Genomic DNA, 22,077 nt, shown 5'->3' with positions numbered 1-22,077 from the left:
TCAGCCCTCCTTGTTCGGTGGCCAGTTATTGGTGTCGATCTTCGAGCTCCATTTGAGGAACTCGGCCAGATCACCCACCTCCTGGTCACTGAGATTGAATTGCGGCATGGCCCGGCGCCCGGGCACGCCCAGGGGTTGCATCTTCATCCAGGCGTGCAGGAACGGCTTGAACCCTTCTTCACCGCCCCGGCGCTGGAACACATTGCCCAACTCCGGCGCAAAGTACGCGCCCTCGCCCAACAGGGTGTGGCAGCCGACGCAGTTGTTGCGCTCCCACACGCCCTTGCCGCGCACCACCGCTTCGGTGAGCTGGTCGACGTTGCTGCGAGTCGGAAAGGTCTGTTCGGTGTGGTAGGTCAGGGCCAGGAAAATCAGGAAGAAGAACACGCTTCCTCCGAAGTAGATATTCCTGGCCATGCCCTTGGTGAAGGTCTCTGACATGGTCGTCTTCCTCATGGCTTGGCGGGGGCCATAATAGGAAGGCGGGGTGTGAAAAGTGATTGATGGCGATCAAGAAGTGCGGATTGTGGAGGAGCTTGGCCCTCCCACACTCAGTCACCCCATAAACCTGCTACTGACGCGCTTGTAGTGAGCGGGCTTGCCCCGCGCCGGGTGGCGAAGCCGCCCCAGATCCAGGCACCTGGGTCCTCCTGAAACACCACCGCGGACCGTTTGGGGCGGCTGCGCCACCCAGCGCGGGGCAAGCCCGCTCACTACAGTGGCCTGTTTGTCAGAGCGTTTTGTGCTGACCCAATCCTACATTTTGATTGCTATACACCCGCTGGCATCAGGTATTTATGAGTGTTGTGCCTTATAAATAAAGAGCTAACCCAGTGGCGGTCATGACCGCTCCAGAAAGGTTGAGCACCAGGCAGGGCGCGATGATCCAGATTTTTAATCTGCGTGGGATTCTTGCCACCTCATCAAGATCCACAAGCCTTCGCCAATAAAAGACTTTCGGCATGATCAACACATAGGCCAGCAGCATTAATCGCATGGCCTTCCCCTCAAAAGGTTGACCGCGAAATAGAGACTTGTTTGAGACGATGAAAACGCTATGGGGCAAATAGTTTTCCGCTGTTTCCAGCTTGGTAAGCATGCTGTAAGCGATCCCTGGAAAACTAAGTATCATGATCAGCGCAGCAACTATGCCGACTAGTTCCCAGTCCATTTAATTCCCCGCGCTTTCGTAAAGACGAACACCCACATTTTCCCCAAGGCGGTTTCCGTACCCACTCTGTGGCGCACGACTATAGGAAGGCACCGCAGAAGGAGTAAGGCAGCGTCTGGGGCGGAACTCATGTTTCGGAAATGAACTACAAATGACCAGGCAATTGCCTACCAAAACCTGCCACTGGTCGCTGTAGTGAGCGGGCTTGCCCCGCGCCGGGTGGCGAAGCCGCCCCAGATCCAGGCACCTCGGTCCTCCTGAAACACCACCGCGGACTGTTTGGGGCGGCTTCGCCACCCAGCGCGGGCAAGCCCGCTCACTACAAAGGCGCGCTCAGCAGATCGCGCCGACAAGCAGCGCCAGCACCACGGCCCATCCCAACAGCATCAGCCGCCACCCCCAGGGCGCATGCCGCAATTCCATGAACCCGTCCGCAATCAGCCACGCCTTCGAGACCGCCAACAGCAGCACCGCCCACCACAAGCCTGCAGCGCCCGTCAGCACCGTCCCGGCACTCAGCGACACCAACACCGCCCAACACACCAGCAACCCCTGCGACGTGCTCATCGATCCTTCACCCCATCACATACACCACCGGAAACAACACCACCCACACCAGGTCGACCATGTGCCAATACAACACGCCCGACTCCACCCCGCTTATCGCCACCCTTCCCCGCCAGCATCCCACCGCCAGCCACCCGAGGATCACCATGCCCAGCAGCACATGCAGGAAATGAAACCCCGTCAATACCCAGTACAAAGTGAAAAACCGGCTGTATTCCAAGCCCAGCCCAACCCCCGCCAGGTGGGCGTATTCCTCCAGCTTGATGCCAACGTAAATCAACGCTGCCAACAACGCCGCACAAAACCACCCGGCACCGCGCCGCGATGGCTGCCCACGCACTTGCTGCAACCCCAGCGCGGCGCACAATCCGGCGGTCAGCAGGCTCACGGTCATCGCCAGCCCGGTGGAGCTGTCCAGCTGGCTGCGGCCCAGGGCAAACACTTCGGGTTCAAGGCGCTGCGTCACGGCAAACGTCAGGATCAAAATCGCAAACACCGTCAACTCGGCGAGGATGAAAAACCACATCGCCAAGTCGCCCGGCAGGCGCCGTGATTCAAGCAAAGTGCACGTCCACCACGTCCATCAGCGCCGCGACGGTATGCGGGTCGTCGCTCAAGGCCTGGGCCAGGCAGGCCAGGCAGGCTTCACGCGGTGGCATGCCGGCGGCGATGAGGCGGGCGGTGAAGATCAGCAGGCGCGTGGAGGCGACTTCCTCCAGGTCGTGTTGATCGAGACGCCGCAACGCCTGGCCCAGGCGCACCACTTCGGCGGCCAGCGCACTGTCCACCTGGGCCTCCTGGGCGACGATACGCGCTTCATCGGCTGGCGCCGGATAGTCGAAACGCATCGCCACGAAACGCTGGCGGGTGCTGGGTTTCATACCCTTGAGCAGGTTCTGGTAGCCGGGGTTGTACGACACCACCAGCATGAACGACGGCGGCGCCTTGACCACTTCGCCGGTGCGTTCCAGGTACAGCTCGCGGCGGTCGTCGGCCACCGGGTGCAGGACCACAGTGGTGTCCTGGCGCGCCTCGACCACTTCATCGAGGTAGCAGATGCCACCTTCGCGCACCGCACGGGTCAGCGGGCCGTCCTGCCACCAGGTGCCTTGGGCACCGATCAGGTGGCGGCCGACCAGGTCGGCGGCGCTGAGATCGTCGTGACAGGCCACGGTGTACAGCGGCAACTGCAAGCGGTGCGCCATGTGCTGCACAAAGCGGGTTTTGCCGCAGCCGGTCGGGCCTTTGATCAGCACCGGCATGCGGTGGCGCCAGGCATGTTCGAACAGCAGGCATTCATTGTCGACGGGTTGGTAGAAAGGTTCGCTCATGACACAGGTCCACAGCTGATTTGCGGCCACGCTAAGGGCGCCTGCGACAACCTGGCAAGCGCTACCCAAAGCAAACTTGATCGCCGTCAAGCGAGCATTCCAACACCTCGCCATAGTCTGGCCAGGCACTAAGAACCTGCGCCCGCACCCCGTTGCGCGGCACCGCAAAGGTCTCGCCTGAGGAGTAAATGGAATGCTGACTCGCAACAGAACCACCTTCACCTTGAGCCTCGCCAGCCTGAGCTGCGCACTGGCCCTCGCCCTGCCCTTGAACGCCCATGGCGCGGTCATGCCTGCCGTGGTGAAAACCGCCGGCGCGCCGGACATGAGCCAGGCCGACTTCGACACCTCCAAGCAGATTTACTTCGAACGCTGCGCCGGTTGCCACGGTGTGCTGCGCAAGGGCGCCACCGGCAAACCGCTGACCCCAGACATCACCCAGTCCCGTGGCCAGGCCTACCTCGAAGCGTTGATCACCTACGGCTCCCCGGCCGGCATGCCGAACTGGGGCACCTCCAATGCGCTGACCAAGGCGCAGATCAGCAGCATGGCCAGCTTTATCCAGCACACCGCGCCCACCCCGCCGGAATGGGGCATGGCCGAGACGCTCAAGACCTGGAAAGTCCTGGTCAAACCTGAAGACCGGCCCAAGCACCAGCTGAATAAACTCAACCTGGAAAACCTGTTCTCCGTAACCCTGCGCGACGACGGCAAGATCGCCCTGATCGACGGCGACACCAAGCAGATCGTCAAGCTGATCGACACCGGCTACGCCGTGCACATCTCACGCATCTCCGCCTCGGGTCGCTACCTGCTGGTGATCGGCCGCGACGCCAAGATCGACATGATCGACCTGTGGCCCGCCGAGCCGACCAAGGTCGCCGAGATCAAAGTGGGCATCGAAGCGCGTTCGGTGGAGACCTCCAAGTTCAAGGGTTTCGAGGACAAGTACACCATCGCCGGCTCCTACTGGCCGCCGCAGTTCACCATCATGGACGGCGAAACCCTGGAGCCCAAGCAGATCGTCTCGACCCGTGGCATGACCGTCGACAAGCAGGAGTACCACCCCGAACCGCGGGTGGCGGCAATCATTGCGTCCCACGAATGGCCGGAGTTCATCGTCAACGTCAAGGAAACCGGCAAGGTCATGCTGGTCAATTACCAGGACATCAAGAACCTCACCATCACCACCATCGACGCCGCGCCGTTCCTGCATGACGGCGGTTGGGACAGTACCCACCGCTACTTCCTCACGGCGGCCAACAACTCGAACAAGGTCGCGGTGATCGACTCCAAGCAGCGCACCCTCACCGCCCTGGTCGACGTCGGCAAGACCCCACACCCCGGGCGTGGCGCCAACTTCGTGCACCCGCAATACGGCCCGGTGTGGGCCACCAGTCACTTGGGCGACGGCGGGATTTCGGTGATCGGCACCGACCCGGTCAAGCACGCGCAATACGCCTGGAAACAAGTGGCATCGCTCAGCGGCCAGGGTGGTGGTTCGCTGTTTATCAAGACCCACCCCAACTCCCACCACCTGTATGTCGACACCACCCTCAACCCCGACGCCAAGCTGAGCCAGTCGGTCGCCGTGTTCGACATCAACAACCTCGACAAAGGCTACAGCGTGCTGCCGATTGCCGAGTACTCGGGGATCAAGCAAGGCGCGTTGCGCGTGGTGCAACCGGAATACAACAAGGCCGGTGACGAGGTGTGGTTCTCGGTGTGGAACGGCCAGACCGAGGAATCGGCGCTGGTGGTGATCGACGACAAGACCTTGAAGCTCAAACACGTGATCAAGGACAAGCGCCTGATCACACCCACCGGCAAGTTCAACGTGTTCAACACCCAACACGACATTTATTGAGCCTGATCAACAAGGGAATCTGCCATGAAAAATATGCTCCTCGCACTGCTCGCCAGCACCGCGTTTACCGGCCTGCAACCGGCCCTCGCCCAGGACGGCCCGGCGCTGTTCAAGAGCAAACCGTGCGCGGCGTGCCACAGCATCGACAGCAAAGTCGTCGGGCCGGCGCTCAAGGACGTGGCCGCCAAGAACGCGGCGGTAAAAGACGCGGCCACCACCCTTGCCAGCCACATCAAGAACGGCACCCAGGGCAACTGGGGGCCGATCCCGATGCCGCCGAACCAGGTGACGGATGACGAAGCGAAGACGTTGGCCACCTGGATCCTGACCTTGAAATAACCCGAGGAGCGCGCCATGCAAGTTTCGATGATCGGTGCGGCCATGGCGCTGCTGCTACTCATTCCCCTGCCCGTCGGCGCTGCCGTGGATGCACGCCGCCTGGAACACCTGCTGACCCAGGACTGCGGCGCGTGCCACGGCCTGTACCTCACTGGCGGCCTCGGCCCGCCGCTGACGCCCCAGGCCTTGGCCGGTAAAAGCCGCGACAGCCTGATCGCCACCGTGGCCTACGGCCGCCCTACCCGCGCCATGCCCGGTTGGGCGCCGCTGCTCAACGCCAGTGAAATCGCCTGGCTGGTCGACCGTCTCTTGAGAGGAAGCCTCGCGCCATGATCCGTCCGTTGAGCTTGTCCCTGTGCCTGTTGCTTGGCGCCTGCACCCAGCCCGCAGTGCGCGGCAGCGGTGACCTGGGCCTGGTGATCGAACGCGCCAGCGCCAGTGTGCAAATCATTGAAACCAGCGGCATCACCGCCCTGGCGCGCATCGACGGCCTGGGCGACCTGTCCCACGCCTCGGTGGTGTTCTCCCGCGACCAGCGCTATGCCTACATCTTTGGCCGCGACGGCGGGCTGACCAAGGTTGACTTGCTGGGCCAGCGCATCGACAAACGCATCCTCCAGGGCGGCAACAGCATCGGCGGTGCGATCAGCCAGGATGGGCGCCTGATTGCCGTGTCCAACTACCAGCCCGGCGGGGTCAAGGTGTTCGACGCCGCGACCCTGGCCCTGGTCGCCGACATACCCGCCACCCCGTTGCCCGACGGCAAGCGCTCACGGGTCGTGGGCCTGGTGGATGCGCCCGGCCAGCGCTTCGTATTCAGCCTGTTCGACACGGGCGAGATCTGGAGCGCGGATTTCAGCCATGGCACCGCGCCCACCATCCGCCGCTTCAAAGACATCGGTGAGCAACCCTACGACGCGCTGATCACCGCCGACGGCCGCTACTACATGGCCGGGCTGTTCGGCGAGGACGGCATGGCCCAACTCGACCTGTGGCACCCGGAACAAGGCATCAAGCGCGTGCTCGCCGACTACGGCCGTGGCCAGGCCAAATTGCCGGTGTACAAGATGCCCCACCTCGAAGGCTGGGCCGTGGCCGACAACCAGGCCTTCGTGCCTGCCGTGGGTCGCCACCAGGTGCTGGTGATGGACGCACGCAACTGGCAGCAGACCGCCGCCATCGCCGTGGCCGGCCAGCCGATCTTCGTGACGGCGCGACCGGACGGGCGCCAGCTGTGGGTCAACTTCGCCTACCCGGACAACGACCGCGTGCAGGTACTCGACAGCCAAACCCACCAGATCGTTGCCGACCTGCGCCCCGGTCCCGGTGTGCTGCACATGGAGTTCACCGGGCGTGGCGAGCAACTGTGGTTGTCGGTGCGTGACGGTGAGCAAGTGCAGGTCTGGGACCCGTATCGCCTGACCTTGCTCAAGACCTTGCCGGCCTTGAGCCCCAGCGGAATTTTCTTCAGCAGCCGTGCGCAAAAAATGGGGTATTGAGATGGACCTTGACCTGCTCAGCCAGCAATTGATCGAACGCTACCAGCACGGCATGCCGCTGTGCGCCGAACCCTACCGGGAAATGGCCCAGGTGCTGGGCTGTCGCGAAGCCGAGGTGATGGCCTGCCTGCAACGCATGGAACTGGCCGGCGCGCTGTCGCGCATCGGCCCGGTGTTCGAACACACCCGCGCCGGCGCCAGCACGCTGGCCGCCCTGGCGGTGCCGCTTGAGCGCCTGGAACAGGTGGCCCATCGGGTCAGCCAGTACCCGGAGGTCAATCACAACTACGCACGCGAGCACCATTACAACCTGTGGTTCGTGCTCACCGGGCCGCACCGCCAGCACTTGGAACAGATCCTCGACGAGTTGGAGAAAGACACCGGCCTGCGCCCCCTGGATTTGCCGATGCTCACTGCCTACCGCATCGACCTCGGGTTCTCCCTGGGAGCGCACCCGTGATCACGCCCCTGAACCACGAACAAATGCTCGACCTGCGCCAATGCCTGGAACGGGGTTTGCCAGTGGTGCCACGGCCCTACGATGCCCTCGCCGAACGCATCGGCGCCCATCACGATCAGGTGCTGCAACAGATGCAGCAATGGCAGGAGCAAGGCCTTTTCCGCCGTGTTGGCCTGGTACTCAACCACCGTGCCCTGGGCTTTGTCGCCAATGCCATGCTGGTGCTCGATGTCCCGGACGCGCTGGTGGATGAAATCGGTGCCCGCCTGGGCCGCGCACCGCGTATCAACCTGTGCTACCAACGCCCGCGCCGCCTGCCGCTGTGGCGTTACAACCTGTTCTGCATGGTGCACGGCCGCGAGCGCGAAGAGGTCGCGGCGCATATCCAGGCGGTGCTGGAGCAGCAACAACTGAGTGACCTGCCCCACCACCTGCTGTTCAGCACCCGCGCCTACAAACAATGCGGCGGGCGTTTTGCGCCGCCACCGTCGCAGGTGTGGGCCCATGGATGACTTCGACCGCCGCCTGATCAACCGCCTGCAACGTGGCCTGCCGCTGGTGCGCCAGCCATGGCAACACGTCGCCGAGGAGCTGCAGAGCCGGCCCTGCGAGGTGCTCGACCGCCTGCATGATCTGCTCGAGGACGGCGTGCTCACGCGCTTCGGCCCGATGTTCGACATCGAGCAGTTCGGCGGCGCCTTCACCCTCGCCGCCCTGGCGGTACCCGAGGCGCGCTTCGAGACGGTGGCCGCGCAACTCGACGCGCTGGTGCAAGTGGCCCACAACTACCGCCGCGAACACCAGTGGAACATGTGGTTCGTGTTGGCCTGCGCCAGCGCGACGGAGCTGGCCGCGACCCTGTCCCGCATCGAAGCCCTGACGGGGCTGACGGTGCTCAACCTGCCGAAGGAGCACACCTACCATGTCGGTCTGTATTTCCCGGTCTGACAACGCCCTGGCCCTGCGCCTGGTCACCCTGACCCAAAGCGGCCTGCCGCTGGTGGAAGACCCCTGGGCATGGCTCGCCGAACAATTGGGCATCAGCGTCGAATCGACCCTGGATCTGCTCAAGCGCCTGCAAGCCGAAGGCGCGATCCGCCGCATCGCCGCCGTGCCCAACCATTACCGCCTCGGCTATCGGCACAACGGCATGACCGTGTGGGACGTCGTCGACACGCAGATGCCACGCCTGGGCGAACTGCTCGGCGCGCAGCCCTTCGTCAGCCATTGCTACCGTCGCCCGCGCCGCCCGGATTGGCCGTACAACCTGTTCGCCATGGTGCATGGGCGCAGCCGCGAAGAAATCGACAGCTACCGCGATCACCTGCGCTACCTGCTGGGCGATGCCTGCCGTGCCGACGAGATGCTGGTAAGCAGCCGCATCCTGAAAAAAACCGGCCTGCGCCTGAGCCCCTCGCACTGACAAGGAATGCCCCATGCTGCGAATCAGTCAGTACCTGCGCACCTTGGCCGGCCAATGCCCGCCGCCCCGCGCTTCTACCCCAGGCAGCGACCGCCCGCCGGTGGTGATCTGGAACCTGTTGCGGCGCTGCAACCTCACCTGCAAGCACTGCTACGCCACCAGCGCCGACAGCGTATTTCGCGATGAGCTGGACACTGCCACGGCACTGCGGGTGATCGACGACCTGCACGCCGCCGGGGTGCGCGTGTTGATCCTGTCCGGCGGCGAGCCCCTGCTGCGCGAGGATCTGTTCCAGCTCAGCGCCTATGCGCGGGACAAAGGTTTTTTCGTTGCACTGTCCACCAACGGCACGCTGATCGACGAGCAGAACATCCAGCAGATCGCCGATGCCCGCTACGACTATGTGGGCATCAGCATCGACGGCCTCGAAGCGACCCACGACGCATTCCGCCAGCTGCAAGGCAGTTTCCAGCGTTCGCTGCACGCCATTCGCCTGTGCCGCGAGGCCGGGATTCGCGTGGGCCTGCGCACCACGCTGACCCAGGCCAACCACGCGCAACTCCCGCAGTTGCTGGAGCTGATGCGTGAATACGATGTGCGGAAATTCTATCTGTCGCACCTCAACTACAGCGGGCGCGGCAAGCGCAGCCGCCAGCTGGACGCACACCGCCAGATGAGCCGCGACGCCATGACGCTGATTTTCCAGCAGGCCTGGCACGACATCGAACACGGCGTGGCCAGCGACTTTGTCAGCGGCAACAACGACGCCGACGCCATCCTGTTGCTGCAATGGGTGCACCGCCACCTGCCCGAGCATTACCCGCAACTGGAACACCTGCTGCACGGCTGGGGCGGCAATGCGTCGGGCAGCGGCATCGCGAATATCGACAACACCGGCGAAGTGCACCCGGACACCTACTGGTGGCAGCACTCGGTGGGCAATGTGCGCAACCGCACCTTTCGCCACCTCTGGCTGGAGCAGCCCGACCCGTTGCTGTTGCGCCTGCGCGAGCACCCGCGCCAGATCGGCGGGCGCTGCACCGACTGCCGCTGGCTGCCAATCTGCAACGGCAATACGCGCACCCGCGCCTGGGCCGATGGCGACCTGTGGGGCCCGGACCCCGGGTGCTATCTCAGCGATGCCGAGATCGCCCGGCAGTCACCCAGCCTGATCCCGTGCGCCACCCGGTGACACAACCGGGGGCGCCTGCCTGATGATGAACAGAGGACGTCCCATGCACCTTCCGACTGCCATACCCGCGAGCCTGCACAGCCCCTTCCACCCCGGCGAAGTCGCGCTGGTGGGCGCCGGCCCCGGCGACCCGCGCCTGTTGACCCTGCGCGCCTGGAGCCTGTTGATGCAGGCCGACGCAGTGGTGTTCGACCGCCTGATCAGCGCCGAGCTGCTGAGCCTGATCCCCCTGACTTGCGCCCGCCATTACGTGGGCAAGGCCAGCGGTTACCACAGCCTGCCCCAGGATCAACTCAACGCCCTGCTCGCCGAGTTGGCCGAACAGGGTCAGCGCGTGGTCCGCCTCAAGGGCGGCGACCCGTTTATCTTCGGGCGCGGCGCCGAGGAGCTGGAATACCTGCTCGCGCGCGACATCCCGTGCCAGGTGGTGCCAGGCATTACCGCCGCGTCCGGGTGCAGCGCCTACGCGGGCATCCCATTGACCCACCGCGACCTGGTCAACTCCTGCCGCTTCGTCACCGGGCACTTGCAGCGCGACGGCGCCTTGAAACTGCCGTGGGCCAGCCTCGCCGAGCCGAGCCAGACCCTGGTGTTCTACATGGGCCTGTCGAACCTGGCGCTGATCGCCGAACACCTGGTGGCCGCCGGTTTACCGGGCGATACCCCGGCAGCGTTGATCAGCAATGGCGCGCGGGCCGACCAGCACGTGGCCCGTGGCACCTTGCGCCAGTTGCCGACCCTGGCGGCCGACTGCGAACCCGGCGTGCCGACCCTGACGGTGATCGGTGCGGTGGTGAACCTGTTTGCCGACGCCGCCCTGCACTACCCCGCGAGCCTGTCGGCGCCCCGCGTCCCGGTGGCGTCGTGAAGCGCCTGTGGTTGCTGCCATTGCTATGGGCTGGCGGCGCCCACGGTACGCCGGCCGAGGACTACCACCAGTATTGCGAGAGCTGCCACGGCCTCAATCGCATCGGCGCCAGCGGCCCGGCGTTACTCCCCGAAAGCCTCGGGCGGATCAAGCCGGACGAGGTGCGCAAGGTCATCACGCAAGGCCGTCCCGCCAGCCAGATGGCCGCCTTCGGGGCCCAATTGAGCGCAGCGCAGATCGACGGGCTGGCGGACTTCCTGCAACAACCGCCCGCCACACCGGCAACCTGGAGCGTGCAAGACATCCGCGACAGCCACCGCTTGCTGGCCGACCTGACGCAGTTGCCAACCACCGCGCAACACCACGCCGACCCGCTCAACCTGTTTGTGGTGGTGGAGTCCGGCGACCATCACATCGACATCCTCGACGGCGATCGCTTCACTGTGCTGGACCGTTTTGCCAGCCACTTTGCCGTACACGGCGGGCCCAAGTTCTCGCCGGACGGACGCTTCGTGTACTTCGCCTCGCGGGACGGCTGGATCAGCCTGTATGACCTGCACAACCTCAAGCTGATCGCCGAGATCCGCGCCGGACTCAACACGCGCAACCTGGCAGTGAGCAAGGACGGGCGCTGGGTGCTGGTGGGCAACTACCTGCCGGGCAACCTGGTGGTGCTCGATGCGCGTGACCTGTCGCTGGTCAAGCTGCTGCCGACCGGGTCGCGGGTCAGCGCCGTGTACACCGCACCGCCGCGTGACAGTTTTGTGGTGGCGCTCAAGGATGTGAACGAGGTTTGGGAGCTGTCCTATGCCGCCCCACAACCCAGCTTCGAACCCCGGCGCATCGCGGCCCGCGACGTACTGGATGACTTCTCGTTCACCCCCGATTACCGCCAGTTGCTCGCCACGTCACGCAAGGCCGGTGGCGGCCAGGTGATCGACCTGGATTCGGGAGACGTGGTCACCGATATTCCACTGGCCGGCATGCCTCACCTGGGCTCGGGCACCTATTGGCGGCGCAATGGCCAGTGGGTGTTCGCCACACCGAATATCAGCCAGGGACAAATCAGCGTGCTCGACCCCGCCACCTGGAAGCCGATCAAGCAGATCCCCACCCTCGGCCCGGGCTTCTTCATGCGCAGCCATGTCAACTCGCGCTATGTATGGAGCGATGTGTTTTTCGGGCCGGACAACGATGCCATCCACTTGATCGACAAACAGACCCTGGAGATCGCCCATACCCTGCGCCCGGTGCCGGGCAAGACCGCCGCCCATGTGGAATTCACCCGCGACGGGCGTTACGTGCTGCTGAGCATCTGGGCCACCGACGGCGCGCTGATCGTGTACGACAGCCAGACGCTTGAGGAGATCAAGCGCCTGCCGATGAACAAGCCGTCGGGCAAGTACAACGTGGGTAACAAGATCGAGTTTGCCGAAGGTACGTCGCACTGAAGCACCGAATTACAGGCTCGGTCTCTCACCACAGGAGTGTGTCGCCCAGGCTGATATGGTCGCAGTCACCATGCACGGTGAACCCCTCGCCGGTTCGGCGCAGTTTGCCGCGCTCCTGGGCCTGGGTGAAATCGTCGTCGCCCCGGGCAAACTGACCCTGGCCGATGTAGTGGTAACCCGCCGCCGCCAGGCGTTCGAAGCTCAGTTGACGCATCGCACCGCTATGGGCCTGGGTGGGTTGCGCGCGATAGCGCCGAGGGGGATCGGCGTAGTCGAACACTTGCAGGCGGTCCGGCTCCAGGGCGATCAGGCTGGCCAGCTTGGCGTCGAAACTGGCCAGGGTCTGCCAGGCGGCGCCGTAGCCCAGGTCGACACTCACCGAGCGGAAATCAAAGGTGCGTGCCGCATCGATCAACGACTGGATCGGTGCCGGGTTGCGGTAGCACGCCTGGGCGGGCTCGGCCGCGGCACGGGCATCCGGCACGCTGATGCAGACGTGGTTGAAACCCAGCTCACGCAGCAAACCCACGCTCGCCCAATCGGTGTGCCGGGGGTCGAGGTCGATGGCGTAGTCGCCACGGTCTTGCTCGAAGAAATTGAAGCGCGCATGCAGGGAGTGCATCAGGGCCTGTACCTCGGCAATCGCCGCCGCCCCGCGCCACTGGAAATGCTCCACGGGTTGCCGATGATCAAGGTGACGGCCGACCCATTCGATCTCCCGGATCAGTCGGCGCCGGCAGTCGTCATTCGCCGGGCCGGGCGGCCAGTGCAAGGTCAACGCCAGCGGGCGCTGCCACTGGCGGCTGGTGCGTAGCGCACGCACCACATCGAGGGAAATCACGCTGCACATGAGGGGCTCCGGGTCCGTGGGCGGTGAGCCATTGTCCGGTGCGACAACACGACACCCGTTGATATGCATCAAGGGCTTTACCACGAGAGGTAAAACATGCCCTTGGCCAACAGCACAATCGCGACCATATGCCCGAACAGGCTCAGGTGAATAAAGCGCAGATACCGCGCACTGACACGCCCACGGCGCATGCGCAGCATCGTCAGCAAAAAGTGCAGCAGCACGCTGGTGGCGAGTATCAGTTTGAGGCTGAGCAAGGTGCCGAATGACGTCGCCAGTGGCGCGGCCAGCAGCGGCCGATAACGCAGCCAGACCATGCCGATACCGGCGCCGAACAGCACCAGCAACACCCACGGCATCAGCCTGCGGGCACGCTGGCCGACGCCTTGTTCGACCTGCACCATCACCCGCGCCGGCAAGTGCCGATGCAGGTGGGCCAGGATCAGCACTTCGAAAAACACCGTGCCGATAAAGATCAGCGCAGCGAACAGATGGGCCAGGAGAAACAACAGGTAGAGCATGGAGGCCTCGCAGGTCGCGCCGGGCCTCCAGTGTCGCGTGCTGGAGACGGGCACACCTTGATGCCGGTCAAGCCGTTACATCAGCGGGATGCTGTAGCTGACGATCAGGCGCGTCTCGTCCTTGTCCGCCGTGTCGTTGCCGCGCAGCACCGCGCCACGCCAGGTAAACCCCAGCCCCTTGAGGGTGCCGGTGGGGATCACGTAGTCAACGCGCAGGTCGCGTTCCCACTCACTGTTGTCGCGACTTTTGGTGCGGATATGGCTGCCGTGGATATACGTCACGCTGGAGCGCAGGCCCGGCAAGCCAAGGCTGGCGAAGTCATAGGCATAGCTGCCGACCGTGGCTTGTTCCCCGGCATTCACAAATTTCAGCGACTGCGAATTGGTGATCAGGTAGAGCGAGCGGCCTTGCCCCTGGTTGATGTGGGGGAAGTCACTTTCGCCGGTGGTCTTCTGGTAGCCGAGGCTGAGCGAGTGCCCGCTCAAGGCATAGGTAAACAGCGCGCTCCACAGGCGGTTGTCGACCTTGCCGGTGTTGACGCCGGGCCCGTAGTAACCGGCGCTGACATAGCCCTCGTCACGCCCGGCCGCGCTGGCGTTCTTGCCGTCGGCGGTGCTGTAGAAGTAGCGCAGGTCGCTTTTGAATTGCCCCACCGGCAACTGCCAGTTGTGCACCAGGCCGAGGAAGTGTTGCTGGTAGAAGTTCTCCAGGTTGGCGTAGTAGTACTGCAATTGCAGTTGCTTACTGACGGTGTAATCCACGCCGCCATAGTAGAACTGGTTGCTGCTCTTGCCCTTGATCGGGTCGTTGGCGCCGGCAATCGACAGGCCCTGGCCGTTGCTGGAGTTACGGTCGACCACTTGTTCAAGCTTGCCGGCGATCAGGCTGACGTCCTTGAAATCCTGGGAGTCCAGTTGGTAACCCCGGAAGGTCTGGGGCAGCAGGCGGCCGTCTTCGGTGGTCAGTACCGGCAACTTGGGTTGCAGGTTGCCGACTTTCAGCTGGGTCTGGGCGATGCGCAGCTTGCCGGTGACGCCGGTCTTGCTGAAGTCATGGGCGGCCTTGCCATCGTCCAGCGGGAAGACGCTGCCGGGGGTGTTGTCCTCACCGGCCTTGCCCGCGCGGCCGGAGGCATCCAGGCGCAGGCCGAGCATCTGCTGCAGATCCAGGCCGAAGCCGACGGTACCCTCGGTGAAGCCGGACCTGTAGTTGAACATGAACGCCTGGCCCCACTCCTTGTCCGAGGCGCCCCGGGCGTTGCGGGTGTCCTGGTTGTAGTAGAAGTTGCGCAGATCGAGGCTGGCTTTGCTGTCGTCGATAAAACCCGACGCAGCAACTTGCTGCGCGGCGCCCAGGGAAACGGCGAGGGCCAGGCAAGTCTTGTGATTCATGAAGGCTCCGTAAAGTAAATGAGGCGATCCCGTCGCAGCCCAGCCCTGTTCTGTGTGGCGCGGGTGGTGCTGCATATAACGGGAGCGCGCACGGTATAGGCTCGGCCGCGTGGGAAAAAGCCATGAAAACCGTCATTCACTTTTACCAGTTGCGTAACAATCTCAAGGCACTGGCAGCCAGCGACTGAACTCGCCGCGGGCGTTCAATGGGCACCAGGCGAAGTCCCATTCGGTGCCGGGCAACGCCTGGTGTTCGGCGCTGGCTGAGGGCGCATCCTTCCAATCGAACACCGTCGCGCCTTGCCAGGTCACGACCACACCCTGGGCCCCGCTGGTATCGGTATTGATCCAGCAGGCCGCCGCTGCGGCCATGAACGCCTCGATGGGTTCATCGTCGATTTGCGTGCGGTACGGCGAGGCCAGCAACCAGCGGCACACGTTCAGGTGGTAGGTCCAGTCCAGCGGGGGCCGGTGGCGGTAGGCCCAGGTCATGAAGCTGCGAAACAGGTTCAGGCCCTCGGGCGGGTCCAGTTTGAGCAGCGCCGGGCAGATGTCGAACAAGGTGTGCCAATGGGGCAGCAGGCGTGCATCGAGGTGCACGAAGCAACGGGAATTGCTCGGGTAGTCGGGCAGCGCCGGCTCCATGCGCAGGCGCCGGGACGCCTTGCTGACCAGGCGGCTGGCGCCGGCAGGCAATAGGTGATTCATGAAACGCACTCACAGTCGTGACGATAGAACGCTGCCTGATCACAGGCAGCCCAGGGCACACGTCAGAATGCGGGGGATGCGCGGGGGTTGGCCGAGGGCCAGGAGTCGCGTGGCGGCGCCTTGTTGCGCCGCTCATGGGCCGGGCGCGGAGTTTGCCCAAGGCCGAGCAGCCAGGCCAGACCGATCAGGAATACCAGCGCGACGGTCAACGCGTTGCAGACCGGGCAGGCAAAGTAGTTCGAGATGTTGCTGGAAGCCGTGCTTCCCAACCCTTTGTCGGAAATCGGCTGGCTGCCTTCGACCGAACAGAACTGCCCACCAATGCCATTGAGCTCCAGGCCCATCATCTGCCCATGGCCCAAACCGCACACGAACAGGTTCATCAGCACGCAGAAGTACAGGGTCCAGGCGATCAGCGAACGGTCGGAGGGGCGCAATTTCATGGCGGCGACTCTACCACCACAGGCGCACCGAGATGAAGCACGGTGCGCCCCTGTGGCAGAACGTCGCACATTACGCGGGCTGGCTGGGGTTGGTAGACTTGGCGCCCTCCTCCTTACTCCTTTTCAAAGCCTGATGTGTAGATCCAGAGCAATGCAGGCGATTCACAGGATGCGCAGTTGATGAGTACGTTATTCACCCGCCGCAAAGTGCTGACCGGCATGGGCCTGTTGGGCCTGGGCAGCCTGCTGGGCGGCTGTGACTACAGCCCCAAGCTGAACTTCAAGTACGGCAAGGACCTCAGTGACAAGATCATGGGCCGTACCTTCAAGCTCAAGAACACCGACGGCGAGACCGTCACCCTGAGTTCGTTCCGTGGCCTGATGCCGGTGGTGTTCTTCGGCTTCACCCAGTGCCCGGCCGTGTGCCCGACCACCCTGGCCCGCGCCGCCCAGGCCAAGAAGCTGATGGGCCGCGACGGTGAGATCATGCAAGTGGTGTTCATCACCCTCGACCCCGAACGCGACACCCCAGAGATCCTCGACAAGTACGTCAAGGCCTTCGACCCCAGCTTCGAAGCGCTCTACGGCACCCCGGAAGAAATCGCCGTGGCCGCCAAGGAATTCGGGATCTTTTATGAAAAGATCCCCGCCGGCGACACCTATACCCTGTCCCACACCGCCACCAGTTTCGTCTTCGACACCCGTGGCAACCTGCGCCTGGGCCTGCAGGCATCCCTTACCGCTAAAGAGTGCGCAGAAGACCTGCTCACCGTCATGGAGGTCTGCTAATGACTGCCGTTCAACACCTCAAGCGCCTGACATTGGGCCTCACCCTGCTGACCCTCGCGGCACACGCCAGTGCCCAGGTGCAAGTCACCGACGCCTGGGTGCGCGCCACCGTGCCGGGCCAGCCGTCGAGCGGCGCGTTCATGACCGTCACCGCCGACAGCGACAGCAAGCTGCTCAGCGTTGCCTCGCCGGTGGCCAAAGACGTGCAGATCCATGAGATGAGCATGAAGGACGACGTGATGCACATGGGCCCGGTGGACTCGCTGGCGCTGCCCGCCGGCAAGGCTGTCACCCTCGACCCCAATGGCTACCACGTGATGCTGATGGGCCTCACCGGCCAGATCAAGGAAGGCGACCACGTGCCGCTGACCCTGACCGTGGAGAACGCCAAGGGCGAAAAGCAGACCCTGGAGGTGCACGCCCCGGCGCGTGGCCTGGATGGGATGGACCACAGCAAGATGCACTAAGCGCTAGTCCACAATAAACAGCTTCGCGCCGCTGGCGGTGAAAGAGCGGTGCGCCTCCATGTTGTTGCCAACCTGGTAACTCATCCCGGCCGTCAGTGTGAATCGACGGCCGTCCTCCAACTCCGTGTGCAACTCGCCTTCCAGGCACAACAGTACATGGCCACGCCTGCACCAATGATCCGCCAGATAGCCGGGGGTGTAGTCCACCATGCGCACGCGGGTCGTGCCGAAGTGGCAGGTGCGCCATACGGCGCTGCCGGTTTCGCCTGGGTAGGTGACGGGGTCGAGGGTTGACCAGTCGGTGGTGCCAAAGGGTACGGCGGTGAGGTTCATGGGGAGGCTCGGTCGTCAGTTAACGTGGGCAAGGCTAACGAGTGCAAGGCTCGTTCGATAGACACAGATCCTAGGCTTTCGGGGCATACAGAACCGCCTTCGCAGCCTCGCTAAAGCTCGACAGCTCCTACAAACCGTTCGCTCAACACACCAGTCGCTTGGTCATTGGTATACACGCCAACGCCAACCCCGACGGCGAATGGTAAACCGCCTGCTCATCCCCCACGTATCCGCGCGCCCGGTAGAAACTCGCGGCATTCAACGTCGCATCCAGCACCAGCGTGTCAATCGCCAGTTGCCGAGCCAGGTTTTCCAGGTGATCGAGCATGGCCTTGGCATACCCACGTCCGGTGAATTCAGGCAGGACAAATAGCGCTCCCACTTCGTTGTTTTCCAGGTCAAGCATCCCGGTGACGACCGGTTCGCCCTGCACCCACCCCAGGTAAAACGCTTTGTCCATCAGCGCGTTGTAGCCGTCTGCGGCGCTGCCACGGGTCCAGGACATCATCTGCTCGCGCGTATACGCACCGATGCACTGGCTACGAATGGCCAACAGGCGAATGTCGAACGCCGCTTGGGCGTCTTCCGGGGTTGCGGGTTTTATTTGCAGCATTTCAGCCTCCATGGCTTAACAGTTGGACACACCCGCCCCTCTTGCGGATGGAACCCGGTACTTGGCGTTCATCACAACGAGAAACATCCAATTAGGACGTCAAATCGAGGGTTTTTACTATGCAAGGTGTTCAATCTTCTTATTCAGCCCAGCGTTGCAGATGAGGATCAGCGATTTTCAGCGGGAATTCCAGGAACAACCGAGTAAGGCCGGCGTCAGGAACTACGCGCCAGTGGAGTAAGCAACCCCTTCAAGGGCGCCGCAATGGAGCTGGGGACGATAATTATCTAGAATGTCGCCTTCCGCTTTGTCCCCAGGAACACCCATGCTCGCCCTCACCCTGCGCAATGCCCTGCCCGCCGACGCCGCCCGCTGCTTTGAAATCGAAATCGGCGCCTACGAAGGCGATGAAGCCGCGACCCTGGAAAAAATCGCCACGCGCATTGCGCTGTACCCACAAGGTTTTCTGATTTTGGAGGCCGCTGGCGAAGTAGAGGGTTTCATCAATAGCGGCTGCGCCGATGAAGTGGTGATGTCTGACGAGGCGTTCAAGGAACTGGTGGGGCATTCGGCCGAGGCGCCAAATGTGGTGATCATGTCGGTGGTGGTTGACCCGGCACACCAGGGCAAAGGGTACTCCACGACGTTGATGACCGCGTTTGTGCAACGCATGCGCGACATGGGCAAAAAGACCATTCACTTGATGTGCAAGGACCGCCATGTAGCGTTGTACACGCGCATGGGCTATCGCTATGTGCAGCCGTCCGCGTCGGACCATGGCGGGATGGCGTGGCATGAGATGGTCATGGAGCTCTAATTCAGCGCCAATCCCGGACACAGCAGCCGGTAACGCGATTCGATCCACGGAAGGAACCACCTCGTGCCCAACGCAACACCCCTGACCTTTCAACACGCGTTAAAAAAGAATCTCAAGCGGATACTGAATTTCTGGGCGCCCCTGAGCGTTATCTTCGCGGGACTGGGCACGCTGCTGGGGTTTTACACCCTGTCGACCTACGCATCGGCAATCGGCCGCCCGGACCTGCTGGCCGCAGCGCTGGAGGCCAAGTCAGCCCTGATCCCCTGGCTCGCCAGCGTAATGGGTATGCTGGGCGCGTACTTGCTGACACTGTTGGCGAGCACTGTCCTGTTCGGGCTCACGGTGTCGTTTTTCAATGACTCCCCGTCCCTGCAGCACAAGTTGGTGGGTATTCTCTGCGTACCTGTGCTGTCAGGCATCGTTGCCATGCTCTGGTATAGCTTCGAAGGACCTGAACGGAACGCCCTATGGGAAGTGCTCTATGTTGCGCTTTGGCTTGTGCTCAGCCTGATTGCAATGCTGGCAACCACCACCTTCCGATTTGCCGTCGATGTCTGTGCAACCATGGCGAGCCCCGGCCACCCCAGGAGCTGGCGGCTGCGCGGCTTCTTTGTACTGATGGTGTCATTGCTGCTGTTCAGCACCGTGCTCTCTGCCGTATTCCCCGCCAGCCTGATTCTGAAAGCCTATACCGGGGAAGACACCCCCGAAGCGGTGAGCCGCTTGATGTATATCTCGATGTTCGCCGCATGCGTCACGTTGATGCCTGTGGTGGTGTTCTACGTCAGCAAGGCCGACCTGTTCAAGCGCCTGGCCCTGAGTCTGTTGGCCGTCGCTGTGGCGGGGGGGATGATTATTGCAATTTCGCCGGGAAGCCCGGCAGCGATCGTTTACGCTGCAGCCGGGGTGATGAACGTGCGTGCCCCCGTAGAAGCGCGCTACTGGCTGACGAAAACCTACGCCAGGGAAGATTTCGAGAGCGCCGCCTGGGGCGACGTGCAGATATTGCGTGGCAAGCCTGTAGTGTCCGCGTTCCCGTTGTTTTCCTTCGGCGATGTGTTGTTGCTGTGCCCGACCAGCCGGGTCAAAACGACACTCAAGGATTGGCCGCAACAATCGGCCTACTGTGTGCTGACCCAAAGCAGCAACGCCATCCGGATGCCAAAGAACTCGGACACCATAAGCCCTCCCAAGCCGACCACAGACAACAAAACCAAAAAACCAGGCCCCTCGACATGACCCAACCCCTGATCGAAATCGGCGACCAGATTGATCTCCAGGCACAACAGATCATCGGCGATGGCCTTGCCGCCTTCAACAAACACGCCACTGGCTATCACGACCGACGGCCGCTGACGGTGCTGATCAAAGACCCACACACCGGGCAAACCCTCGGTGGCATCACTGGTCGCAGCGCGTTTGGCATGGCTTTTCTCGACCTGTTCCACCTGCCCGAGCCCCTGCGCGGTTCGGGCCTGGGCAGCCGATTGTTGCAGGCCTTTGAAGATGAAGCGCGGCGCCGCGGTTGTCGCAGTGCCGTGCTGTACACCATCAGCTTCCAGGCGCCGGGGTTTTATGAGAAGCGCGGCTGGATGCGCTTTGGTGAAATCCCGTGCGAGCCCCAGGGCAGCAGCCGGGTGTTTCTGAGCAAGGCGTTGTAGCTGGGCGCTTCACCAACTCCCCGAAGCGCCCCCACCACCGCTCGAACCACCGCCACCCGACGAACTGCTGCTGGAGCTGGAGCTTGAACGACTGGAGCCCGAGCTTGAGCCACCGCTGGACCCCGAGCCGCCACCGGTCTTGCCAAAGATAAACAGCGCCGCAAACGAGGCAATCGGGAAAGCAAACAGCCAGTCGTTGCGCCCCAACTCCATCAGCAACCCCGCCGCCACGTACACCGCCACGGCCGCCAGCAACCGTGCGACGAAGCCTGCCCGGCTGCGCGTCCAGGCGTCTTTCATGATGACGAACAGGATCAGGTACAAGCCCAGCACCAGCAGACCCAGCAGCGGGAATGCCAGCCAGTGCAGGAAGTTCACATCGGTGTATTGGTTCGCCGCGAGCAGGATCGCGATGTAGCCCAACAGGCCCAGCACGCAATAAAACACCGTGCGTGCCTGCCACAACGCGCCGAACGTGGCGCCGCCAATCAGCAAGGTCAGCGGCAGTATCAGCAGGTACACCGCCCACTCCCGGCCGCCAGCCAGCACCGCAAGCAGCAGCGTGATCGTCACTGCGGCCACCAATGCCTTGCGCCAGCGCAGCTTGCCGGCTGCCAGCAGTACACCGCCGCCGCCACCGAGCACAAATGCCAGCAACACCGCGATCGCCCCTGGCCCTACCGCGAGCCCCGCCACCGCCGGCAAGTCACCGCCATCCACCAACAGCACCAGATCGTCTACGCCTTGGGCGACACCTCCCGCGAAATCGCCCTGGCGAAACGCCGGGGTGATGTGTTCTTCGATGATGCGATGGCTCAGCAAGTCGGTGACGACGCCTTCAAGGCCGTAGCCCACTTCGATGCGCACCTTGCGATCATCCTTGGCCACCAGCAGCAGGATGCCGTCATTGATGTCCTTGCGCCCCAGCTTCCAGGCGCGGAACAGTTGGTTGGCGTAGTCCTCGATGCTCGCATCGCCGGTGGTGGGCACCAGCAACACCGCCACCTGCGCGCCTTTGCGTTGCTCCAGGGCAGCGAGTTGCGCCTTCAGACGGGCGGTGGTGCCAGCATCCAGGGTGTTGGTGAGGTCGATGACCCGCTGATCGAGGGCAACCCCAATCGGTGAAGTGTCAGCCTGGGCGGTGACAAACACACTGGCCAACACCAGCACCCACAGACCCAAGACCGCTTGCCGCACGCACCGCATCATGTTTGTTACCTGAAGTTTCTTCCTGAAGGCCGCGACTTTACCTTATCGCGGCTATAACACGTGACCCCACGCCGTTGACTATCTAAACTCCACCCACCCATAG

29 protein-coding genes are annotated in these 22,077 nt (G+C 63.2%); 16 read left to right on the top strand and 13 right to left on the bottom strand.

Annotation, left to right across the window (positions count from 1 at the left end):
- The 5 genes from LIY36_RS24825 to LIY36_RS24805 form a co-directional block, all read right to left on the bottom strand.
- Nucleotides 1–441 carry a c-type cytochrome gene (locus LIY36_RS24825; RefSeq protein WP_192300757.1) on the bottom strand — a complete coding sequence of 147 codons (441 nt, stop codon included), beginning with the start codon at nt 439–441 and terminating at the stop codon, nt 1–3.
- A 370-nt stretch (nt 442–811) separates the two neighbouring features.
- Nucleotides 812–1,171, bottom strand: a complete 360-nt coding sequence (locus LIY36_RS24820) for a hypothetical protein (protein ID WP_226457524.1) — start codon at nt 1,169–1,171, stop codon at nt 812–814.
- A 333-nt stretch (nt 1,172–1,504) separates the two neighbouring features.
- Nucleotides 1,505–1,738, bottom strand: coding sequence for a cytochrome C oxidase subunit IV family protein (locus tag LIY36_RS24815; RefSeq protein WP_226457523.1), 234 nt, complete (start codon nt 1,736–1,738; stop codon nt 1,505–1,507).
- Between the two features lie 7 nt (nt 1,739–1,745).
- Nucleotides 1,746–2,264 carry a cytochrome c oxidase subunit 3 gene (locus LIY36_RS24810; protein ID WP_192300804.1) on the bottom strand — a complete coding sequence of 173 codons (519 nt, stop codon included), beginning with the start codon at nt 2,262–2,264 and terminating at the stop codon, nt 1,746–1,748.
- 28 nt (nt 2,265–2,292) lie between these two features.
- Nucleotides 2,293–3,069 carry a CbbQ/NirQ/NorQ/GpvN family protein gene (locus LIY36_RS24805; protein ID WP_192300761.1) on the bottom strand — a complete coding sequence of 259 codons (777 nt, stop codon included), beginning with the start codon at nt 3,067–3,069 and terminating at the stop codon, nt 2,293–2,295.
- A 289-nt stretch (nt 3,070–3,358) separates the two neighbouring features.
- Here LIY36_RS24805 and nirS point away from each other — a divergent pair, with 289 nt between their 5' ends.
- From nirS to LIY36_RS24750, 11 genes are read left to right on the top strand one after another with little or no spacing between them, the layout of a single operon-like run.
- Nucleotides 3,359–4,936 carry a nitrite reductase gene (nirS, locus tag LIY36_RS24800; protein WP_226457533.1) on the top strand — a complete coding sequence of 526 codons (1,578 nt, stop codon included), beginning with the start codon at nt 3,359–3,361 and terminating at the stop codon, nt 4,934–4,936.
- Nucleotides 4,937–4,960: 24 nt separating this feature from the next.
- Nucleotides 4,961–5,275 (top strand): c-type cytochrome, encoded by a 315-nt coding sequence (locus tag LIY36_RS24795; RefSeq protein ID WP_226457522.1) that lies wholly within the window; start codon nt 4,961–4,963, stop codon nt 5,273–5,275.
- 15 nt (nt 5,276–5,290) lie between these two features.
- Nucleotides 5,291–5,608, top strand: a complete 318-nt coding sequence (locus LIY36_RS24790) for a c-type cytochrome (protein ID WP_192300764.1) — start codon at nt 5,291–5,293, stop codon at nt 5,606–5,608.
- Nucleotides 5,605–6,774 carry a cytochrome D1 domain-containing protein gene (locus tag LIY36_RS24785; protein ID WP_226457521.1) on the top strand — a complete coding sequence of 390 codons (1,170 nt, stop codon included), beginning with the start codon at nt 5,605–5,607 and terminating at the stop codon, nt 6,772–6,774. The genes LIY36_RS24790 and LIY36_RS24785 overlap by 4 nt, the downstream gene beginning before the upstream one ends.
- A gap of 1 nt (nt 6,775) precedes the next feature.
- A complete protein-coding gene (locus LIY36_RS24780; protein WP_226457520.1) occupies nt 6,776–7,234 on the top strand; it encodes an Lrp/AsnC family transcriptional regulator in 459 nt (152 codons plus the stop codon).
- A 23-nt stretch (nt 7,235–7,257) separates the two neighbouring features.
- Nucleotides 7,258–7,746 (top strand): siroheme decarboxylase subunit beta, encoded by a 489-nt coding sequence (gene ahbB, locus LIY36_RS24775; protein WP_225595712.1) that lies wholly within the window; start codon nt 7,258–7,260, stop codon nt 7,744–7,746.
- A complete protein-coding gene (locus tag LIY36_RS24770) occupies nt 7,739–8,182 on the top strand; it encodes an Lrp/AsnC family transcriptional regulator (protein WP_226457519.1) in 444 nt (147 codons plus the stop codon). The genes ahbB (LIY36_RS24775) and LIY36_RS24770 overlap by 8 nt, the downstream gene beginning before the upstream one ends.
- A complete protein-coding gene (gene ahbB / locus LIY36_RS24765; protein ID WP_226457518.1) occupies nt 8,157–8,657 on the top strand; it encodes a siroheme decarboxylase subunit beta in 501 nt (166 codons plus the stop codon). Before LIY36_RS24770 ends, ahbB (LIY36_RS24765) begins: the two co-directional genes overlap by 26 nt.
- A gap of 13 nt (nt 8,658–8,670) precedes the next feature.
- A complete protein-coding gene (nirJ, locus tag LIY36_RS24760; RefSeq protein WP_226457517.1) occupies nt 8,671–9,849 on the top strand; it encodes a heme d1 biosynthesis radical SAM protein NirJ in 1,179 nt (392 codons plus the stop codon).
- Between the two features lie 43 nt (nt 9,850–9,892).
- Nucleotides 9,893–10,717: a uroporphyrinogen-III C-methyltransferase gene (cobA, locus tag LIY36_RS24755; RefSeq protein WP_192300771.1), complete on the top strand. Its 825-nt coding sequence runs from the start codon at nt 9,893–9,895 to the stop codon at nt 10,715–10,717.
- Nucleotides 10,714–12,168, top strand: a complete 1,455-nt coding sequence (locus tag LIY36_RS24750) for a cytochrome D1 domain-containing protein (RefSeq protein WP_329959632.1) — start codon at nt 10,714–10,716, stop codon at nt 12,166–12,168. The genes cobA and LIY36_RS24750 overlap by 4 nt, the downstream gene beginning before the upstream one ends.
- A gap of 25 nt (nt 12,169–12,193) precedes the next feature.
- Here LIY36_RS24750 and LIY36_RS24745 read toward each other — a convergent pair whose 3' ends face one another.
- From LIY36_RS24745 to LIY36_RS24725, 5 genes are all read right to left on the bottom strand, one after another.
- Nucleotides 12,194–13,018: a hypothetical protein gene (locus LIY36_RS24745; RefSeq protein ID WP_226457516.1), complete on the bottom strand. Its 825-nt coding sequence runs from the start codon at nt 13,016–13,018 to the stop codon at nt 12,194–12,196.
- Between the two features lie 77 nt (nt 13,019–13,095).
- Nucleotides 13,096–13,539, bottom strand: coding sequence for a CopD family copper resistance protein (locus LIY36_RS24740; RefSeq protein WP_192300773.1), 444 nt, complete (start codon nt 13,537–13,539; stop codon nt 13,096–13,098).
- Between the two features lie 75 nt (nt 13,540–13,614).
- Nucleotides 13,615–14,931 (bottom strand): OprD family porin, encoded by a 1,317-nt coding sequence (locus LIY36_RS24735; RefSeq protein ID WP_226457515.1) that lies wholly within the window; start codon nt 14,929–14,931, stop codon nt 13,615–13,617.
- 162 nt (nt 14,932–15,093) lie between these two features.
- The gene (locus tag LIY36_RS24730; RefSeq protein WP_192300775.1) at nt 15,094–15,639 is read right to left on the bottom strand and encodes a putative natural product biosynthesis protein; all 546 of its coding nucleotides are present in this window, start codon (nt 15,637–15,639) and stop codon (nt 15,094–15,096) included.
- 62 nt (nt 15,640–15,701) lie between these two features.
- Complete coding sequence (locus LIY36_RS24725; RefSeq protein ID WP_192300776.1) at nt 15,702–16,082, bottom strand: DUF2946 domain-containing protein; 381 nt, start codon at nt 16,080–16,082, stop codon at nt 15,702–15,704.
- 180 nt (nt 16,083–16,262) lie between these two features.
- Here LIY36_RS24725 and LIY36_RS24720 point away from each other — a divergent pair, with 180 nt between their 5' ends.
- Entirely contained in the window at nt 16,263–16,871 is a 609-nt protein-coding gene (locus tag LIY36_RS24720; protein WP_016976099.1) for an SCO family protein, read from the top strand.
- Nucleotides 16,871–17,338 carry a copper chaperone PCu(A)C gene (locus tag LIY36_RS24715; RefSeq protein WP_192300777.1) on the top strand — a complete coding sequence of 156 codons (468 nt, stop codon included), beginning with the start codon at nt 16,871–16,873 and terminating at the stop codon, nt 17,336–17,338. Before LIY36_RS24720 ends, LIY36_RS24715 begins: the two co-directional genes overlap by 1 nt.
- Nucleotides 17,339–17,341: 3 nt before the next feature.
- On the opposite strand, the gene LIY36_RS24710 is transcribed toward LIY36_RS24715, so the two are convergent.
- Together LIY36_RS24710 and LIY36_RS24705 are read right to left on the bottom strand one after the other, a co-directional pair.
- Entirely contained in the window at nt 17,342–17,671 is a 330-nt protein-coding gene (locus LIY36_RS24710) for a DHCW motif cupin fold protein (RefSeq protein ID WP_226457514.1), read from the bottom strand.
- Nucleotides 17,672–17,813: 142 nt separating this feature from the next.
- On the bottom strand, nt 17,814–18,284 hold the full coding sequence (locus LIY36_RS24705; RefSeq protein ID WP_226457513.1) for a GNAT family N-acetyltransferase: 471 nt from the start codon (nt 18,282–18,284) through the stop codon (nt 17,814–17,816).
- 325 nt (nt 18,285–18,609) lie between these two features.
- Between LIY36_RS24705 and LIY36_RS24700 the strand changes: the two genes are divergently transcribed.
- The 3 genes from LIY36_RS24700 to LIY36_RS24690 all read left to right on the top strand — a co-directional run bounded on the left by LIY36_RS24700 (nt 18,610) and on the right by LIY36_RS24690 (nt 20,765).
- Nucleotides 18,610–19,101 carry a GNAT family N-acetyltransferase gene (locus LIY36_RS24700; RefSeq protein ID WP_226457512.1) on the top strand — a complete coding sequence of 164 codons (492 nt, stop codon included), beginning with the start codon at nt 18,610–18,612 and terminating at the stop codon, nt 19,099–19,101.
- Between the two features lie 63 nt (nt 19,102–19,164).
- The gene (locus LIY36_RS24695) at nt 19,165–20,343 is read left to right on the top strand and encodes a hypothetical protein (RefSeq protein WP_226457511.1); all 1,179 of its coding nucleotides are present in this window, start codon (nt 19,165–19,167) and stop codon (nt 20,341–20,343) included.
- Nucleotides 20,340–20,765, top strand: coding sequence for a GNAT family N-acetyltransferase (locus LIY36_RS24690; protein ID WP_226457510.1), 426 nt, complete (start codon nt 20,340–20,342; stop codon nt 20,763–20,765). Before LIY36_RS24695 ends, LIY36_RS24690 begins: the two co-directional genes overlap by 4 nt.
- A 9-nt stretch (nt 20,766–20,774) precedes the next feature.
- Here LIY36_RS24690 and LIY36_RS24685 read toward each other — a convergent pair whose 3' ends face one another.
- Complete coding sequence (locus tag LIY36_RS24685) at nt 20,775–21,974, bottom strand: TPM domain-containing protein (RefSeq protein WP_226457509.1); 1,200 nt, start codon at nt 21,972–21,974, stop codon at nt 20,775–20,777.
- Between the last annotated feature and the right edge of the window lie 103 nt (nt 21,975–22,077).

This window comes from Pseudomonas sp. AF03-9 (assembly GCF_020515815.1).
Taxonomy (GTDB): Bacteria; Pseudomonadota; Gammaproteobacteria; order Pseudomonadales; family Pseudomonadaceae; genus Aquipseudomonas.
This window is presented reverse-complemented; position numbering and strand designations above follow the sequence as displayed.

Bases quoted from the DNA above. Each gene is read 5' to 3' on its own strand.
- LIY36_RS24825 (WP_192300757.1), bottom strand. From the start codon at position 441: ATGTCAGAGACCTTCACCAAGGGCATGGCCAGGAATATCTACTTCGGA.
- LIY36_RS24820 (WP_226457524.1), bottom strand. From the start codon at position 1,171: ATGGACTGGGAACTAGTCGGCATAGTTGCTGCGCTGATCATGATACTT.
- LIY36_RS24815 (WP_226457523.1), bottom strand. From the start codon at position 1,738: ATGAGCACGTCGCAGGGGTTGCTGGTGTGTTGGGCGGTGTTGGTGTCG.
- LIY36_RS24810 (WP_192300804.1), bottom strand. From the start codon at position 2,264: ATGTGGTTTTTCATCCTCGCCGAGTTGACGGTGTTTGCGATTTTGATC.
- LIY36_RS24805 (WP_192300761.1), bottom strand. From the start codon at position 3,069: ATGAGCGAACCTTTCTACCAACCCGTCGACAATGAATGCCTGCTGTTC.
- nirS (WP_226457533.1), top strand. From the start codon at position 3,359: ATGCCTGCCGTGGTGAAAACCGCCGGCGCGCCGGACATGAGCCAGGCC.
- LIY36_RS24795 (WP_226457522.1), top strand. From the start codon at position 4,961: ATGAAAAATATGCTCCTCGCACTGCTCGCCAGCACCGCGTTTACCGGC.
- LIY36_RS24790 (WP_192300764.1), top strand. From the start codon at position 5,291: ATGCAAGTTTCGATGATCGGTGCGGCCATGGCGCTGCTGCTACTCATT.
- LIY36_RS24785 (WP_226457521.1), top strand. From the start codon at position 5,605: ATGATCCGTCCGTTGAGCTTGTCCCTGTGCCTGTTGCTTGGCGCCTGC.
- LIY36_RS24780 (WP_226457520.1), top strand. From the start codon at position 6,776: ATGGACCTTGACCTGCTCAGCCAGCAATTGATCGAACGCTACCAGCAC.
- ahbB (WP_225595712.1), top strand. From the start codon at position 7,258: ATGCTCGACCTGCGCCAATGCCTGGAACGGGGTTTGCCAGTGGTGCCA.
- LIY36_RS24770 (WP_226457519.1), top strand. From the start codon at position 7,739: ATGGATGACTTCGACCGCCGCCTGATCAACCGCCTGCAACGTGGCCTG.
- ahbB (WP_226457518.1), top strand. From the start codon at position 8,157: ATGTCGGTCTGTATTTCCCGGTCTGACAACGCCCTGGCCCTGCGCCTG.
- nirJ (WP_226457517.1), top strand. From the start codon at position 8,671: ATGCTGCGAATCAGTCAGTACCTGCGCACCTTGGCCGGCCAATGCCCG.
- cobA (WP_192300771.1), top strand. From the start codon at position 9,893: ATGCACCTTCCGACTGCCATACCCGCGAGCCTGCACAGCCCCTTCCAC.
- LIY36_RS24745 (WP_226457516.1), bottom strand. From the start codon at position 13,018: ATGTGCAGCGTGATTTCCCTCGATGTGGTGCGTGCGCTACGCACCAGC.
- LIY36_RS24740 (WP_192300773.1), bottom strand. From the start codon at position 13,539: ATGCTCTACCTGTTGTTTCTCCTGGCCCATCTGTTCGCTGCGCTGATC.
- LIY36_RS24735 (WP_226457515.1), bottom strand. From the start codon at position 14,931: ATGAATCACAAGACTTGCCTGGCCCTCGCCGTTTCCCTGGGCGCCGCG.
- LIY36_RS24730 (WP_192300775.1), bottom strand. From the start codon at position 15,639: ATGAATCACCTATTGCCTGCCGGCGCCAGCCGCCTGGTCAGCAAGGCG.
- LIY36_RS24725 (WP_192300776.1), bottom strand. From the start codon at position 16,082: ATGAAATTGCGCCCCTCCGACCGTTCGCTGATCGCCTGGACCCTGTAC.
- LIY36_RS24720 (WP_016976099.1), top strand. From the start codon at position 16,263: ATGAGTACGTTATTCACCCGCCGCAAAGTGCTGACCGGCATGGGCCTG.
- LIY36_RS24715 (WP_192300777.1), top strand. From the start codon at position 16,871: ATGACTGCCGTTCAACACCTCAAGCGCCTGACATTGGGCCTCACCCTG.
- LIY36_RS24710 (WP_226457514.1), bottom strand. From the start codon at position 17,671: ATGAACCTCACCGCCGTACCCTTTGGCACCACCGACTGGTCAACCCTC.
- LIY36_RS24705 (WP_226457513.1), bottom strand. From the start codon at position 18,284: ATGCTGCAAATAAAACCCGCAACCCCGGAAGACGCCCAAGCGGCGTTC.
- LIY36_RS24700 (WP_226457512.1), top strand. From the start codon at position 18,610: ATGCTCGCCCTCACCCTGCGCAATGCCCTGCCCGCCGACGCCGCCCGC.
- LIY36_RS24690 (WP_226457510.1), top strand. From the start codon at position 20,340: ATGACCCAACCCCTGATCGAAATCGGCGACCAGATTGATCTCCAGGCA.
- LIY36_RS24685 (WP_226457509.1), bottom strand. From the start codon at position 21,974: ATGATGCGGTGCGTGCGGCAAGCGGTCTTGGGTCTGTGGGTGCTGGTG.